This window comes from Stenotrophomonas sp. STEN147 (genome assembly GCF_056757995.1).
Map to the genome: position 1 here is coordinate 110,123 of NZ_JBRRCG010000004.1, position 15,529 is coordinate 125,651.

Sequence of the window (15,529 nt, forward strand, 5' to 3'; positions counted from 1 at the left end):
ATGGAGATGGATTGCAACATGGATACTCAACACACCTATCAATGGCTGCATGCCGAGGGCACCACGCCGATCAAGGGCTGGGTGAACGGCGTGCCGCTGGAAGCGCAGGCCCATGAGCAGCTGCGCAACATCGCCGCCATTCCGTTCGTCGGGCCCTGGGTGGCCGTGATGCCGGACGTGCACCTGGGAAAGGGCGCGACCGTCGGCTCGGTGATCCCGACCCGCGGGGCGATCATTCCGGCGGCGGTGGGCGTGGACATCGGCTGCGGCATGGCCGCGGTGCGCACGACGCTGCAGGCCAACGACCTGCCCGATGACCTGCGGCAGCTGCGCAACAGCATCGAGCGCAGCATCCCGGTCGGCAACGGTCGCGGTGGCGAGCATCACCGCATGCCCGACAGCATCCACACGCGGCTGGTGCAGTCCGGCCTGGCCGCTGGCCTGGAGAAGATCAAGGACAGGCATCGCCGGATCCGCACCGACAAGCTCGATCGCCAGCTGGGCACGCTGGGAGGTGGCAACCACTTCATCGAGCTGTGCCTGGACGAAACGGATGCCGTGTGGGTGATGCTGCACAGCGGCTCGCGTGGCACCGGCAACCTGATCGGCACGTACTTCATCGAGCAGGCGCGTCGCGAGCTGGAGCGCCGCGTGCTCGGCTTCCATCTGCCTGACAAGGACCTGGCCTTCTTCATGGAAGGCGAGCCGCTGTTCGACGACTACGTGGAAGCGGTGTCCTGGGCGCAGGACTATGCGCGGCACAATCGCGAGGCGATGATGGCGCGCGTGCTGGCCGAGATGCGGCATCGGCTGCCGCCGTTCCGGCTGGCGGCGATGGCCGTCAACTGCCACCACAACTACGTGCAGAAGGAAACGCACGCCGGGCAGGAGCTGCTGGTCACCCGCAAGGGTGCGGTCAGTGCACGCCAGGGCGAGCTGGGCATCATCCCCGGCAGCATGGGCACGCGCAGCTACATCGTGCGTGGCAAGGGCAATGCAGACAGTTTCCACAGCTGCAGCCACGGCGCAGGCCGGGTGATGAGCCGCGGCATGGCACGCGAGCGGATCACCCTGGCCCAGCACCGCGAGGCGACCGCGCATGTGGAGTGCCGCAAGGACAGCGGCGTGCTGGATGAATCGCCGGCGGCGTACAAGTCGATCGACGATGTGATGGCCGCCCAGCTCGACCTGGTGGACGTGGTCCACACACTGCGCCAGGTGCTGTGCGTCAAAGGCTGATGGGGCGGGCCGGATGTCGTTCAGGGGAGCGGAATCCGGCCCTTTCCATCACCCGATGCTGTCTTCGCTGACCAGCGCGTGATGCACGCCGATCCCGGCACGCACCCCTTCGGCGGCGGCCAGGGTGATGTTGCCGACCGTGGTCGCGTCGCCTGCGGCGTACACGTTCGGCACCGACGTCTGCTTCATCGCGTCCACTTCGATCAGCACGCCGAGCGGGCTTTCGACCAGCGCGCAGCCCAGCTGCTGCACCAGTGGCGTGGCCATCGCCTGGGTAGCCGGAACGAACAGCGCGCGCTGGGCGATGCGGCGGCCATCGGCCAGTTCCACTTCCAGCCAGGTCGGCTGGTCGCCCTGCACGGCAATCACCGGCGACATCTCGATCTGCACGCCACGCTGCTGCATGGCCGCGCGTTCCTCTTCACTGATCTCCCCCGCCTGGCTGAAGAAGGTGACATTGCCCCAGTCGGCGAACAGCGGTGCCTTGCCGGCCGACATCGGATGGCCGCCGAGTACGCCGATCGCTCCGCCGCCGACTTCGTAGCCATGGCAGTAGGGACAATGCAGCACGGTGCTGCCCCAGCGCTCGGCCAGGCCGGGCAGGTCCGGCAGCTGGTCACTGATGCCACTGGCCAGCAGCAGCTTGCGTGCGGCCAGCACCTGGCCATCCGCGGTGCGGACCTCGACACCGTCGGGGCTGGCGGTGGCGTGCGCGGCCTCGGCATGGATCCAGCGGACGCTGGGATAGTCCAGCAGCTGCTGGCGCGCCGTCTTCAACAGTTCGGCACCACTGATGCCGTCCAGGCCGAGGACGCCATGCGAATGGCTGGCCGCACGGTTGCGGGGCAGGCCGGCGTCGATGACGGTGACCGCGCGGCGTGCGCGGGCCAGGATCAGGCCCGCAGAGATGCCGGCGTAACTGCCGCCGACGATGATCACTTCAGGATTCATGGTGTCCTTCCAGGGAGCGGTGATGGGCGAGGTGGCGCGCGAACTCCGAGCCGAGCTGGTCGAGCGTGGTGGACTGCAGGCGGTGTTCCAGCAATCGCTGCGCTTGGCGGGCACCGTCAAGCAGCGCTGAATCGACCAGTTGCTGGATCGGGCAGCCACGACCTGCGTCGCGTGTGCCGATCTGCACCAGCGGCGGTGCGCCGACCGCCAGGTAGATGTCGTGCAGCGTGATGCGGGTGGCATCGCGCGCCAGCTGGCTGCCACCGCCGTGCCCGCGTGTGCTGCGCACCAACCCGGCCTTGTGCATCTGTGCCAGCAGCCGGCGGATCACCACCGGATGGGTCGGCAGGCACATGGCCAGCTGTTCGGAGGTGCGCGGCCCCTGCTGGCCCACCAGATGGGCCATCACGTGCAGCGCGTCGGAAAGCGGGTTCGAGGATTTCATGTAACAACCATAGTTACATTTATATCCCCTGTCGAGCGTCCTGTTTCGTTCCATATGGACACATCTGTCCTATGAAACATTTCCTTCACCTCGTTGAACGAAACGATAATGTGATCCTCATCGCACTTCAGAGCGTGCGAGATCAGGTCGATACCGCATCGCCCCCCTTCCGAGATCTCGCCCCATGAATGCCTCTCCCCATGCGCCGCGACTGCAGACGAAGCTGCTCGGCGCCGTATCCCTTGGCCTCGCCGTCATCCTGCTGTGTGCCTTGGCCGGCCTGGCGTCGGCCTGGCTGAAGCTGTCTGCCGAGGTGCCTGCCGAAGTCGCCCATGGCCGCGATGCCGAACGCCTGCAGCGCGAGTTCCGTGGCCAGGTGCAGGAATGGAAGAACGTGCTGCTGCGGGGCCACGATCCGGTCCTGCGTCAGCGTCATCTGGATGCATTCGACAGCGAAGGCAGAATCGTCGATGGACTGGCACGCGGGCTGGCCGGCAGCCCCGACTCGCGTACGCGCGAGCTCGCCCTCGCCTTCGCTGGCCTGCACGCGCAGCTGCAGAAGGACTATCACGCTGCACTGCAGGCGTTTGCTGCTGCCGGCTACGATGCCACTGCCGGCGATACCCTGGTGCGGGGCAAGGACCGCGCGGTGGCCGCATCGCTGGACGCGCTGAGCACGCAGGCCACCCGGGTGGCCGAGGCCGCGGTGGCCACGCGCGCGCAGCAGGCAAGGCAGATGCTGCTGCTGTGCGCGGTGCTGACCGTGGTCGCCGCTGCGCTGCTGCTGATGGGCCTGGCCTGGTGGCTGCGCCGCGCGGTGGTGCAACCGGTGCTGGCGGTGGAGGCGGCTGCGCGCGCCGTGGCCGCTGGCGACCTGCAGCACGTCGTGCAGGTTCGCAGCCGCGATGAAGTGGGCCGGCTGGCGCAGGCCATGCAGGCCGTGCAGGCCACGGTGGGCGGCGTGCTCGAGGCGCAGGCGGCAATGGCGAAGGCGCATGACGCCGGCGCGATCAGCTATCGCATGGATGCCAGCGCCTTCCCTGGCGCATTCGGAACCATGGTGGCCGACAGCAACGCGCTGGTCGACGCGCACATCCGGGTGAAGATGCGCGCGATCACGATCATGGGCCGCTATGCGGTGGGCGATCTCAGCGAGGACATGGAGCGCCTGCCAGGCGAGAAGGCCGTCATCACCGAAGCGCTGGATACTGCCAAGGCCAACCTTGGCACCATCAACGGCGAGATCCGCCGCCTTGCCGCCGCCGCTGCGGCCGGCGATTTCAGCCAGCGCGGTGACAGCGCGCGCTTCGAGCATGACTTCCGCGCGATGGTGGATGGCCTGAACCAGCTCATGCAGACCACCGAGCAGAATCTCGGCGAGGTCTCAACGATGCTGCGCGCGATTGCCGATGGCCGGCTTGGCGCGCGCATGCACGGCAGCTTCCAGGGCGTGTTCGCCCGCATCGCTGGCGATGCCAACACGACGGCGGCGCAGCTGGCCACCATCGTCACCGACATCAAGCACACTTCGGGCAGCATCCATGCCGCGGCCGCCGAGATCGCCGCCGGCAACAACGACCTATCGCGCCGCACCGAGCAGCAGGCCGCCAACCTGGAGGAGACGGCAGCGTCGATGGAGGAACTGACCTCCACCGTGCGCCAGAACGCCGAGCACGCACGCCAGGCCAACCAGCTTGCAATCGGTGCGCACGAGGTTGCCTCGCAGGGGGGCGAGGTGGTCGCGCAGGTGGTGGCGACGATGGGGGCGATCGAAGCCTCTTCGCGGCAGATCGCCGACATCATCAGCGTGATCGATGGCATCGCCTTCCAGACCAACATCCTGGCGTTGAACGCGGCGGTGGAGGCTGCACGTGCCGGTGAGCAGGGCCGGGGCTTCGCCGTGGTGGCCAGTGAGGTGCGTACGCTGGCGCAGCGTTCAGCCAATGCGGCCAAGGAGATCAAGACGCTGATCGATACCTCGGTGGACCAGGTGGCCGATGGCGCACAACGCGTGCACCAGGCGGGCATGACCATGGCCGAGATCGTCGCCTCGGTGCAGCGCGTGACCGACATCATGGCCGAGATCTCCGCCGCGTCGCAGGAACAGAGTGCAGGCATCGAACAGGTCAACCAGACCGTGGTGCAGATGGACGGCGCGACCCAGCAGAACGCGGCGCTGGTGGAAGAGGCCAGCGCCGCCGCGCGCAGCCTGGAGCAGCAGGCGGACCGGTTGATGGACGCGGTGGATGTGTTCGATCTGTCGCCCCCCGCGGCGAGCGGCGATGCGCTGGCGCGCGCGGCCTGAAGGACTGCATGGACCCTGTGCAGCCGGGCATGGGTCCGGCTCTGCGGAACGCGCAGGTAACGCCGGGCCATGCCCGGCGAGCGCGGCATGCCTCAGCGCAGGTAATCCGACTGCACCATCGCGTCACCGAGATGGTCCAGGAACGAGCTGATCCGCGCCGAGACCGCCGTGTTGCGGTAGTACACGGCGTGGATCGGCTGGTAGACATCCTGCGTCTGTGCAGCCAGTACCGGCACCAGCGTGCCGGCAGCACGGTCGCGTTCGGTGACGAAGTCCGACAGGCAGGTGATGCCCACCCCTTCCACAGCCAACCGGCGCAGGGTCTCGCCGCTGGATACGGCGATGTCCGGCCGTACCAGCAGCTGGCCGTCGGCGTCGCCCGGCACGGGCCAGCGGTTCAGCGATTCGGGTTCATTGAATCCCAGCAGCGTGTGCTGACCCAGCGCCGCCACGCTGGCCGGTTCACCGTGCTCGGCCAGGTAGCCCGGGCTGGCCAGCAGCTGCAGCCGGCAGCGGCCCAGCGAGCGCGCGTGCAGCGTTGAGTCGGCCAGTGGGCCGATGCGGATGGCCACGTCGGTGCGTCGTTCCAGCAGGTCGATGTAGCGTTCGGAACTGTTCAACTCCAGCTGCACCTCCGGGTATCGCGCGCGGTAGCCCGCCACCAGGGGGACGATCACGTGCAGCACGAACGGCATGGCCGCATCCACCCGCAGGCGTCCAGCCGGGCGCTCGCGGCGCGCCGCCATCTGCTCTTCGGCCGACTCCACCGCGTCGATGATCGCCCGTGCATGGCGCAGGTAGGCCTCGCCTTCGGCGGTCAGGTGCAGCCGGCGCGTGGTACGGGTCAGCAGGGTGGTGCCCAGCTTGTCCTCCAGCCGCCCCAGCGCCCGGCTCACCCCGGAAGGGGTCTGACCCAGATGCTCGGCGGCGGCACTGATCGAACCGCTGTCGATCACGGCCAGAAAGGCCTGCATTTCATCGAGGGTGGTCTTCATGGCGCCATTATTGACCACCAGGCAAGAGTGATTGGCGTGAAGACCGGTTTTTCGGCAAAGGTGGGCCGCGCACACTGCGCGCCTTCCTTCCTCCGGAGCCCGCCATGATCCGCGGCATTCCTCTCGCCCTGCTGGCGCTGACGCTGGGCGCCTTCGCCATCGGCACCACCGAATTCGTCATCGTCGGCCTGATTCCGACCATCGCCGCCGACCTGCAGGTCAGCCTGCCTTCGGCCGGCCTGCTGGTCTCGCTGTACGCCCTGGGCGTCGCCATCGGCGCGCCGGCGCTGACCGCGCTGACCGGCCGCGTGCCGCGCAAGACCCTGCTGGTGGCACTGATGGCGCTGTTCACGCTGGGCAACGTCATCGCCTGGATGGCACCGGGCTACGCCTCGCTGATTGTCGCCCGCATCCTGACCGGCCTCGCCCATGGCGTGTTCTTCTCGATCGGCTCGATCATCGCCACGGCGGTGGTGCCGAAAGAAAAGGCCGCCAGCGCGATCGCGATCATGTTCACCGGGCTGACCGTCGCACTGGTGACCGGCGTGCCGCTGGGCACTTTCATAGGCCAGCACCTGGGCTGGCGCGCGACCTTCCTGGCCGTGGCCGGCCTGGGTGTGATCGCCCTGGTCGGCGCGGCGCTGTTCGTGCCGCGCACTGTGCCGCAGAGCGCGCCCGCCCGCTTCCGCCAGCAGCTGGCCGTGCTGGCCCAGCCGCGCCTGCTGCTGGTCTACGCGATGACGGCACTGGGCTACGGCGGCACGTTCCTGGCCTTCACCTACCTGGCGCCCATCCTGCAGGACGTCACCGGCTTCTCGGCCAACGCGGTCAGCCTGGTGCTGCTGGTGTATGGCGTGTCGGTGGCGATCGGCAATCTGTGGGGCGGCCGCATGGCCGACCGCATGGGTCCGGTTCCGGCGCTCAGGCGCATCTTCGCCCTGCTGGCCATGGTCCTGTTGGCGCTCACCTTCACCGCGTACAACACGGTGTTGATGTTGCTGACGGTGCTGGCCCTGGGTGCGGTGGCCTTCGGCAACGTGCCCGGACTGCAGGTCTATGTGGTCAAGCAGGCGCAGCGCTATGCCCCGCAGGCCACCGACGTGGCATCCGGACTGAACATCGCTGCATTCAACATCGGCATCGCCCTGGGCGCATCGCTGGGCGGTCTGGTGGTGGAGAACGCCGGCCTGATGCATACGCCGTGGCTGGGCGCGCTGGTGGTGGTGGGTGCCTATGCATTGACCGTGCTCAGCGGCCGCCTGGACCGTCGGGACGGCATCGACGACCGCGCCGAGGGCACCGCGATCACCGCACACTGAAACGACGCCGCTCACCACCGACGCGCATCTCCACGCCTGCGCAATGCACCGTTGCCGGCATGCATGCAGGCCCTGCCCTACCCTTGTGCGGATCTATCGCGCCCTTCCCCCCATTAGCTGGAGTTCCCCCCATGACTGTCCCCGCTTTCGGTCTCGGCACCTTCCGCCTGAAAGGCCAGACTGTGATCGACTCGGTACGCAACGCACTGGACGTCGGTTACCGCGCCATCGATACCGCGCAGATCTACGACAACGAGGCCGAGGTCGGCCAGGCCATCGCCGAATCCGGCGTGCCGCGTGACGAGATCTACCTGACCACCAAGGTCTGGATCACCGCGTTCAAGCGCGATGCGCTGCTGGCCAGCCTGCACGACAGCCTGAAGAAGCTGCGCACCGACCATGTCGACCTGGCGCTGATCCACTGGCCCTCACCGAACGACAAGGTCGACGTGCCGATGGAGGAGTACCTGCCGGCGCTGGCCGAAGCCAGGGCGCAGGGCCTCACAAGGGAGATCGGCATCTCCAACTTCACCATCGCGCAGACGCGCAAGGCAATCGGCATCCTCGGCGCCGACGCCATCGCCACCAATCAGGTCGAGATCCATCCCTACCTGCAGAATCGCCTGCTGGTGAAGTTTCTGCAGGAAAACGGCATCCCTGTCACCGCCTACATGAGCCTGGCCTATGGCGAAGTCATCAAGGACCCGGTGATCCAGGCCATCGCCGGCCGCCACCAGGCCACGCCGGCACAGATCGCACTGGCATGGGCACTGCAGCAGGGCTTTGCGGTGATTCCGTCCTCGACCCGGCGCGAAAATCTGGCCTCCAATCTGGAAGCGGCGGCCATCCGTTTGACCGAGGAGGACATGGCACAGATTGCCAGGCTCGACCGCGGGCATCGGCTGGCCAATCCGGAAGGCATCGCGCCGGCCTGGGACTGAGCCGAAGCCGCCGGGCACGGCCCGGCGCTACCGGACGATGACGATGGGGGCCGCCGGGCGCGCTCCGGCGCTACCGGATTGCCACAGGTAGCGCCGGGCCATGCCCGGCGGGCCCTTCAGTCCTGCAGCAGCCACCCGCGCATCGCCGCACTGACCTCATCCGGCTTCTCCATCGGCGCCAGGTGCCCGCAGTCGGGCACCACCACCAACTGCGAGTGCGGTACCAGCGCGTGCATCTCCTCGCTCACCGCCAATGGCGTGATGCGGTCGTTGGCACCGCACACGATCAGCAGCGGATCGCGATATCCGGCCAGCACATCGTGGCCGTCACGACGTTCCAGCGCGCTCTGTCGCAGGAACACCTCCGCGCCAAGACGCGCCGTCATGTCGCGCACGCGCTGCACCAGTACATAGTCGTCCAGCCGCGAGGCATCGATGTAGCTGCGCATCAGGGCGTCACCGAATCCATGGAACTTCCCGGGCAGGCGCACGCTGGCGCGCTGGCTGCGACGCTGCTCGGCGCGCTCCGGCGAATCGGCGTGGATCGAGGTGTCGATCAGCGCCAGCCGCAGCACCCGCTCCGGTGCGACGCGCAGGATCTGCTGGGCAACGAAGCCTCCCAGCGAGAACCCGGCCAGCGCGAAGCGCGCAGGTGCCTGCGCCAGCACATCCTCGGCCACCGCCTGCAGGGTCGCGCCGCGGGTCTGGTCGCCCACGCTGCACTCGGCGATATCGGCCAGTTCGGCCAGCTGCGCGCGCCACAGCTCGGCATCGTTGAGCAGGCCGGGGAGCAGCAGCAAGGGGATGCGGTCAGTCATGGCCCGCATTGTCGCAACCGCACGGACGGTATGCCACGATCACCGCTGCGTTACGACGCCGCCGGTGGAATGACCGGCGTGACCGGAGTGCTGTGCTACCGCACGGCGGTGGTGGAGCGATTGCGATGGGGACCGCCGGGCACGGCCCGGCGCTACCGATGAGGAACCCTCACGCCACCGGCGGCACCTCGGGAACGTCCACCTGCTGCACCGGCAGGGTCACCATCATCACCGTCGGGTCGTCCGGGTCCAGACGGGTCTTGAAGCCCAGGCTCTGGCACATCGCCAGCATGGTGCTGTTCTCGCGCAGCACCTGTCCCTCGACCACGTGCAGCCCCAGCCACTTCGCATACTCGATCATGATCGCCATCAGGCGCCAGCCGATGCCATGGCCCTTCAGGTCGGAGCGGATCAGGATGCCGTACTCGCCGCGGTGATAATCCGCATCCGCGTGCAGGCGCACGGCGCCGAGCATCTCGCCGCTGCGCGGTTCGATGGCCACCAGCGCGATCGAGCGCGCATAGTCGAGCTGGGTCAGGCGGGCGATGAACTCGTGGCTGAAGTGCTTCACCGACTGGAAGAAGCGCAGGCGCAGATCCTCGTCGCTGACCCGGGCGAAGAACGCGCGGAACAGCGCGTCGTCCTCGGGGCGCACCGGGCGCACGAAGGCGTGACCGCCATCGGACAGCGCGATGGTGCGCTCCCACTCCTTCGGATACGGGAACACCGAGAAGCGCGGATGGCCGCGCCCCTTGTGCAGGATGCGCGAAGGCGCGATGGCGATCCGTGCATCGAGAGCGAGGATGCCCTTGCCATCGACCAGCAGCGGATTGATGTCCAGCGTGCGCACTTCCGGAATGTCGGCGGCCAGCTGCGCCAGTTTCACCAGCGCCAGGGCCAGCGCGCGTTCATCGGCAGCGGGAACATCGCCATAGGCCTTGAGAATCCGCGACGCACGGGTACGGCCGATCAGCTCGTGGGCCAGGCGCAGATCCAGCGGCGGCAACGCCAGTGCCTTGTCGTTGATCACCTCCACCGCCGTGCCGCCGCGACCGACCACGATCACCGGGCCGAAGGTCGCGTCATCGGCGATGCCCACGATCAGTTCGCGCGCTTTCGGGCGGACGATGGTCGGCTGCACCAGCAGACCGTCGATGCGTGCATCCGGGCGCAGCTGGCGTGCACGCGACAGGATCGCCTTGGCCGCAGCCTGCACCGCCGGCAGCGTCGACAGGTTCAGGCGCACGCCGTCCACTTCGGACTTGTGCGGGATGTCCGGTGAGAGGATCTTCAAGGCGACGGTCGCACCCCGCTCCAGCAGCGGCTGCGCCAGATCCATGGCCTCATGCGCGTCGCGCGCATGCATCACCGGCGCGGAGGGAATGCCATAGGCCTTCAGCAGCTCGTGCGTGGCCAACGGGTCCAGCCACTGCTGGCCGTTGGCCAGCGCGGCCTCGACCAGCATGCGCGCCGCGGCCGCATCCACGCTGAAGTCCTGCGGCAGGCTCGGCGGGGTTTCCATCAGTGCGTTCTGCGCTTCCCGATAGCGCACCAGATGCTGGAAGCCACGTACCGCTTCGGCTTCGGTGGGATAGGTCGGCACGCGCGCCGCATTGAGCGTGGCGGTGGCCTGGTCATCGTTGCCCAGCCACACGGCGAACACCGGCTTGTCGCGATGGTGGCGCGGGCGCAGGCCGAGCGTGCGGGTCAGCGCCTGCGCGGCGTCGGCCGACGAGGTGAACGCCGTCGGTACGTTGACCACCATCACCGCATCGTTCTCGTTGTCGGCCAGCAGGGCCTCGATGGCCGCGGCATAGCGCTCGCCATCGGCATCCACCACGATGTCCACCGGATTGCTGCGCGACCAGCCCTGCGGCAGCACCGCATCGAGCTTTTCGACGGTGCTGTCGGACAGGTTCGCCAGGGTTCCGCGCAGCGCGACCAGCTGGTCCACGGCCAGCCGGCCGACGCCGCCCCCATTGCTGAGGATGGCCAGCCGACGGCCCGGGAAGGTACCCAGCCGGCCCAGGGTCTCTGCGGCGGTGAACAGCTCGTCCAGGGCACCCACGCGCAGCAGGCCGGCGCGGTTGAACGCGGCGCCGTAGACATCGTCGGCTCGTGCAAGCGCCTGCACATGGGTATCGCGGCTGCCAGGCTGCACGCGCTCGCTGCGGCCGGACTTCACCACCACCACGGGCTTGGCGCGCGCGGCCGCACGCGCCGCCGACATGAATTTGCGCGCGTCCTTGATCTGTTCGACGTAGAGCAGGATGGCGCGCGTGCGGTAATCGGTGGCGAAATAATCCAGCAGATCGCCGAAGTCGACGTCCAGCGTGTCGCCCAGCGAGACCACGGCGGAGAATCCCACCGAACGCGCCACGCCCCATTCCACCAGCGCCGCGGCGATCGCCGAGGATTCGGAGATCAACGCAAGATCGCCAGCCTGCGGGAAGTGTGCGGCGATGCTGGCGTTGAGCCGCGCATGCGGCGCGATCACACCCAGGCAATGCGGGCCCAGGATGCGCAGGCCGTGCCGGCGGGCCACGGCCTCCACCTGCGCCGACAGTGAACCCGGGCCGTCCCCCAGATGCGCGGTGAGGATGATCGCCGCCTGCACACCCCGCTCGGCCGCGGTACGCACCACCTGCGGCACGATGGCGGCCGGCGCGGTGATCACCACGAGATCCGGCACCCAGTCCAGATCCTTCAGCCGCTTCACCGTGCGGATGCCATCGATTTCGGTGTGGCGCGGGTTGATCCACGCCACCTTGCCGGGGAAGCCCGTACCGCGCAGGTTGCGCATCACCGCGCGGCCGGCCGAGCGCTCGCGCGGACTGCCGCCGATCACGGCGACCGACTGCGGGCGGAACACTGACTGCAGGTGGTAGGTACTCATGCGCCTACGGTACACGCACCCGCGCAACAGGCGCATGATCCAGCGCAACAAAGCAGGCGGGGGATGCGGCGCCCCGCCGCATGTGGGGCGACAGGGCCCTACAGCAGCGTGCCGCGCAGGATCATCGCGGCGATGCTGAAATAGATCACCAGCCCGGTCACGTCGACCAGCGTGGCCACGAACGGGGCGGATGCGCTGGCCGGGTCGAATCCCAGCCGCTTGAGCACGAACGGCAGCATCGAACCCGACAATGACCCGAAGGTGACGATGCCCACCAGTGCCGCACCGATCGTGATCGCCAGCAGCACCCAGTGCTCGCCGTAGTCGTGCAGGCCACCCAGCTGCCAGATGACGATGCGGACGATCGCCAGGGCACCGAGAATGGCACCCAGCACCATGCCGGTCGGAATCTCGCGCAGGGCCACCTTCCACCAGTCGCGCAGGCGCAGCTCGCGCAGCGCCAGGCTGCGGATCAGCAGCGAGGTGGCCTGCGAGCCGGAATTGCCGCCGGAACTCATGATCAACGGGATGAACAACGTCAGCACCACCGCGCGTGCCAGTTCGTCCTCGTAGTGCTGCATGGCGCTGGCCGTCAGCATCTCGCCCAGGAACAGCACGCTCAGCCAGCCGGCGCGCTTGCGCAGCATCTCCAGGAAGCCGATCTGCATGTACGGCTTGTCCAGCGCTTCCATGCCGCCGAACTTGTGCGCGTCTTCGGTGGATTCCTCGATCAGCGCATCAAGCACGTCGTCCACGGTGACGATGCCCAGCATCCGCTGGCCGGCATCGACCACCGGAATGGCCAGCAGGTCGTGGCGACGGATCAGTCGCGCCACCTCTTCCTGGTCCATCAACGCGTCCACAGTTACCGGCGGATTGACCTGGGCCACCTCGAGGATCGACTCCTCGGGCAGGCCGGTGATCAGGCGGCGCATGGTCACCACCTGCTGCAGACGCTGGCTGGCCGGGTCCAGGACGTAGATCGCGTACACCGTCTCGCGCGTGCGCTCGACCTGGCGGATGTGCTGCAGCGTCTGCGCCACCGTCCAGCTGGCCGGCACGGCGACGTACTCGGTGGTCATCAGCGCACCGGCCGTGTTTGGCGGGTAGCCGAGCAGCGTCTGGATGGCCTGGCGGGCATCGGCGCCCAGCAACGGGATCAGCCGCGCGCGCTCGTCCTCATCCAGTTCGTGAACGATGTCGGTGGCGCGGTCGTCGGCCATCAGCCCGAGCAGCGCAGCGGCCCGCGCCGGTGGCAGCGCGGCCACCAGCTCGCCGCTGCGATGCAGTTCGGGGGCTTCCAGCATCTTCACAGCACGCGGCAGCGGCAGCGCCGCCAGCGTGTCGGCAGCGCGCTGCAGCTCCAGCGTGTTGAGGAACTCCACCGCGTCGGCGGTGTTGTAGTCCGCCAGCGGTGCCGCCAATGCAGCGGCATCGGCCACTGGACGCAGCAATTGCTTCTGGTTCATCGGTTTGCCTTGTGGGGTGCGACCTCGCGCAACGCCAACGCAGGCGAACCGTCCCGATGTCAGGCGGTGGCCATCGCTGGCGTCGAACGAGGTCGACTTCTACTGTCGCTGGACATGGGTTGGGAACTCCGGGATGCGTGTGCCGGCGGCAGGCCGCCAGCGGCGGGCAGTCTGGACCTGCCGGCCGCGCAGGTCAACCCGCAGCGGCCATTGCCGCGCGTGCACGATGCGGCGCGCATAATGTCGCAGCGGCGTCCGCCGCCCCTTTCCTCCCCGGACCCACGTACGGCAGGCCTCTGCGATGACCAGGTACTCCCATGCATAGCGGCGGTCTGGAACTGGCCCTGGTCCTGCTGCTGGCGGCCGTCATCGCGGTGCCGGTGTTCAAGCGCTTCGGCTTCGGCGCGGTACTGGGCTACCTGGCCGCGGGGGTGGTGCTGGGGCCGGATGGGCTGGGCTTCGTGCAGGACGCCGACCGCATCCTCGGTGCGGCCGAGATCGGCGTGGTGATGCTGCTGTTCGTGATCGGGCTGGAACTGTCGCCGGCCCGCCTGAAGGTGATGCGGCGCTCGGTGTTCGGCGCCGGTGCCGCGCAGGTGGCGCTGTCCGGCCTGGTACTGGGCGGCCTGCTGCTGCTCGATCACTTCCAGTGGAAGAGCGCGCTGGTGGTGGGCGTGGCGCTGGCGCTGTCCTCCACCGCCGTGGGCCTGCAGCTGCTGTCCGAGCACAAGGCGATCAACAGCGACCACGGCCGGCTCGGCTTTGCCATCCTGCTGTTCCAGGACCTGATCGCGATCCCGCTGCTGGCGGCCATCCCGCTGCTGGGCGGCGTCAAGAACCAGACGCTGCGTTGGGAGGATGCCGCAGTGGCGCTGGGCGCGCTGGCCGTGGTGATCCTGTGCGGGCGGCCGGTCCTGCGCCGGCTGTTCGGTGTCATCGCCCGTACCCGCAGCCCGGAGGTATTCACCGCCACCGCCCTGCTGGTGGTGCTGGGCACGGCGTGGTTCATGCAGGAGGCCGGCCTGAGCCCCAGCCTGGGGGCGTTCCTGGCCGGCGTGCTGCTGTCCGATTCCGAGTTCCGGCACGAGCTGGAAGCGCAGATTGAGCCGTTCAAGGGGCTGCTGCTGGGCCTGTTCTTCATCGCCGTCGGCATGGGCATCGATCTCGACCGCATCGCCGCCGAGCCGTGGCTGATCGCCGCCGGCGTGGCCATCCTGCTGGTGGTCAAGTTCAGTCTGCTGTATGCCATCGGCCGCATCGCCCGGCTGGGTTCGCGGCAATCGCTGCTGCTGGGCAGCGTGCTGTGGCTGGGCGGCGAGTTCGCCTTCGTGGTGTTCAACGAGGCGCAGCGCGCGCATCTGCTGGGCAACGCCAACCACGACCGGCTGGTGGCCATTGTCGGCCTGTCGATGGCGATCACGCCGCTGCTGATGATCGCCCTGATGCGGCTGCTCGGGCAGGAGAAGGTAGCCCCGCGCGCCGCGGCCGACGCCGACAAGGTCGCGCCGGACAACCGGCCGAAAGTCCTGATTGCCGGCATGGGCCGCGTCGGCCAGGTGATCGCGCGCCTGCTGACCGCACAGAAGGTGCCGTTCGTGGCACTGGAAGCGAACCCGGACACGGTGGCCGACCTGCGTCGCTTCGGCAACCAGCTCTACTATGGCGATCCGACGCGCCCGGAGATGCTGCGCGCCGCCGGTGGTGAACATATCGATGTGTTCGTGATCACCGTGGACGACCCGGAGACCAATCTGCGTGCGGTACGGATGGTGCGGCGCCTGTATCCGGAGGCGAAGGTGCTGGCACGTGCGCGCAACCGCCAGCATGCATGGCGACTGATGGACATGTCGGCCGAGCCGTTCCGCGAAGTGTTCGCTACCAGCCTGGAAATGAGCGGTCGCGTGCTGACCGCGCTGGGGGTGGCACCCGATGTTGCCCAACGCCATGTGCAGCGCTTCCGCGAACACGACGAACAGCTGCTGCGCGATCAGTACCTGGTGTACGACGACGAGGCGGCCGTGATCCAGACCTCGCGCGATGCCCGCAACGACCTGATGCATCTGTTCGAGGCCGACGCGGAAAGCGACGGCGACACGCAGCGCTGACGGCGCAAGGGGGCCCAGCATCGCTCGGCATTCACCAGCGGCAGGA

Annotated in this window: 11 protein-coding genes; 5 read left to right on the top strand and 6 right to left on the bottom strand. The window is 68.3% G+C overall.

Features of this window, described 5'->3' with window-relative positions; genetic code table 11:
• Positions 1-18: 18 nt before the first annotated feature.
• Positions 19-1,239 carry an RtcB family protein gene (locus ACVOKU_RS06720; RefSeq protein WP_481559457.1) on the top strand — a complete coding sequence of 407 codons (1,221 nt, stop codon included), beginning with the start codon at positions 19-21 and terminating at the stop codon, positions 1,237-1,239.
• 48 nt (positions 1,240-1,287) lie between these two features.
• On the opposite strand, the gene ACVOKU_RS06725 is transcribed toward ACVOKU_RS06720, so the two are convergent.
• Positions 1,288-2,190 carry an NAD(P)/FAD-dependent oxidoreductase gene (locus ACVOKU_RS06725; RefSeq protein WP_481559458.1) on the bottom strand — a complete coding sequence of 301 codons (903 nt, stop codon included), beginning with the start codon at positions 2,188-2,190 and terminating at the stop codon, positions 1,288-1,290.
• Complete coding sequence (locus ACVOKU_RS06730) at positions 2,180-2,635, bottom strand: Rrf2 family transcriptional regulator (protein WP_481559459.1); 456 nt, start codon at positions 2,633-2,635, stop codon at positions 2,180-2,182. The genes ACVOKU_RS06725 and ACVOKU_RS06730 overlap by 11 nt, the downstream gene beginning before the upstream one ends.
• Before the next feature lie 184 nt (positions 2,636-2,819).
• Here ACVOKU_RS06730 and ACVOKU_RS06735 point away from each other — a divergent pair, with 184 nt between their 5' ends.
• Positions 2,820-4,940, top strand: coding sequence for a methyl-accepting chemotaxis protein (locus ACVOKU_RS06735; RefSeq protein ID WP_481559460.1), 2,121 nt, complete (start codon positions 2,820-2,822; stop codon positions 4,938-4,940).
• A 92-nt stretch (positions 4,941-5,032) separates the two neighbouring features.
• Here the strand turns inward: ACVOKU_RS06735 and ACVOKU_RS06740 are convergent, their stop codons facing one another.
• On the bottom strand, positions 5,033-5,935 hold the full coding sequence (locus ACVOKU_RS06740; RefSeq protein WP_481559461.1) for a LysR substrate-binding domain-containing protein: 903 nt from the start codon (positions 5,933-5,935) through the stop codon (positions 5,033-5,035).
• Between the two features lie 104 nt (positions 5,936-6,039).
• Here ACVOKU_RS06740 and ACVOKU_RS06745 point away from each other — a divergent pair, with 104 nt between their 5' ends.
• Positions 6,040-7,254, top strand: a complete 1,215-nt coding sequence (locus tag ACVOKU_RS06745) for an MFS transporter (protein WP_481559462.1) — start codon at positions 6,040-6,042, stop codon at positions 7,252-7,254.
• A gap of 131 nt (positions 7,255-7,385) precedes the next feature.
• Entirely contained in the window at positions 7,386-8,195 is an 810-nt protein-coding gene (gene dkgB, locus ACVOKU_RS06750; protein WP_053518113.1) for a 2,5-didehydrogluconate reductase DkgB, read from the top strand.
• A gap of 116 nt (positions 8,196-8,311) precedes the next feature.
• On the opposite strand, the gene ACVOKU_RS06755 is transcribed toward dkgB, so the two are convergent.
• The 3 genes from ACVOKU_RS06755 to mgtE form a co-directional block, all read right to left on the bottom strand.
• Positions 8,312-9,013, bottom strand: coding sequence for an alpha/beta fold hydrolase (locus tag ACVOKU_RS06755; protein ID WP_481559463.1), 702 nt, complete (start codon positions 9,011-9,013; stop codon positions 8,312-8,314).
• Positions 9,014-9,182: 169 nt separating this feature from the next.
• Positions 9,183-11,909 carry a bifunctional acetate--CoA ligase family protein/GNAT family N-acetyltransferase gene (locus ACVOKU_RS06760; RefSeq protein ID WP_481559464.1) on the bottom strand — a complete coding sequence of 909 codons (2,727 nt, stop codon included), beginning with the start codon at positions 11,907-11,909 and terminating at the stop codon, positions 9,183-9,185.
• 98 nt (positions 11,910-12,007) lie between these two features.
• Positions 12,008-13,378 (bottom strand): magnesium transporter, encoded by a 1,371-nt coding sequence (gene mgtE / locus ACVOKU_RS06765; protein WP_262219028.1) that lies wholly within the window; start codon positions 13,376-13,378, stop codon positions 12,008-12,010.
• Positions 13,379-13,695: 317 nt separating this feature from the next.
• On the opposite strand from mgtE, the gene ACVOKU_RS06770 reads away from it, so the two are divergent.
• Positions 13,696-15,483, top strand: coding sequence for a monovalent cation:proton antiporter-2 (CPA2) family protein (locus ACVOKU_RS06770; RefSeq protein WP_065181433.1), 1,788 nt, complete (start codon positions 13,696-13,698; stop codon positions 15,481-15,483).
• Positions 15,484-15,529: the final 46 nt, after the last annotated feature.

Bases quoted from the DNA above. Each gene is read 5' to 3' on its own strand.
- ACVOKU_RS06720 (WP_481559457.1), top strand. From the start codon at position 19: ATGGATACTCAACACACCTATCAATGGCTGCATGCCGAGGGCACCACG.
- ACVOKU_RS06725 (WP_481559458.1), bottom strand. From the start codon at position 2,190: ATGAATCCTGAAGTGATCATCGTCGGCGGCAGTTACGCCGGCATCTCT.
- ACVOKU_RS06730 (WP_481559459.1), bottom strand. From the start codon at position 2,635: ATGAAATCCTCGAACCCGCTTTCCGACGCGCTGCACGTGATGGCCCAT.
- ACVOKU_RS06735 (WP_481559460.1), top strand. From the start codon at position 2,820: ATGAATGCCTCTCCCCATGCGCCGCGACTGCAGACGAAGCTGCTCGGC.
- ACVOKU_RS06740 (WP_481559461.1), bottom strand. From the start codon at position 5,935: ATGAAGACCACCCTCGATGAAATGCAGGCCTTTCTGGCCGTGATCGAC.
- ACVOKU_RS06745 (WP_481559462.1), top strand. From the start codon at position 6,040: ATGATCCGCGGCATTCCTCTCGCCCTGCTGGCGCTGACGCTGGGCGCC.
- dkgB (WP_053518113.1), top strand. From the start codon at position 7,386: ATGACTGTCCCCGCTTTCGGTCTCGGCACCTTCCGCCTGAAAGGCCAG.
- ACVOKU_RS06755 (WP_481559463.1), bottom strand. From the start codon at position 9,013: ATGACTGACCGCATCCCCTTGCTGCTGCTCCCCGGCCTGCTCAACGAT.
- ACVOKU_RS06760 (WP_481559464.1), bottom strand. From the start codon at position 11,909: ATGAGTACCTACCACCTGCAGTCAGTGTTCCGCCCGCAGTCGGTCGCC.
- mgtE (WP_262219028.1), bottom strand. From the start codon at position 13,378: ATGAACCAGAAGCAATTGCTGCGTCCAGTGGCCGATGCCGCTGCATTG.
- ACVOKU_RS06770 (WP_065181433.1), top strand. From the start codon at position 13,696: ATGCATAGCGGCGGTCTGGAACTGGCCCTGGTCCTGCTGCTGGCGGCC.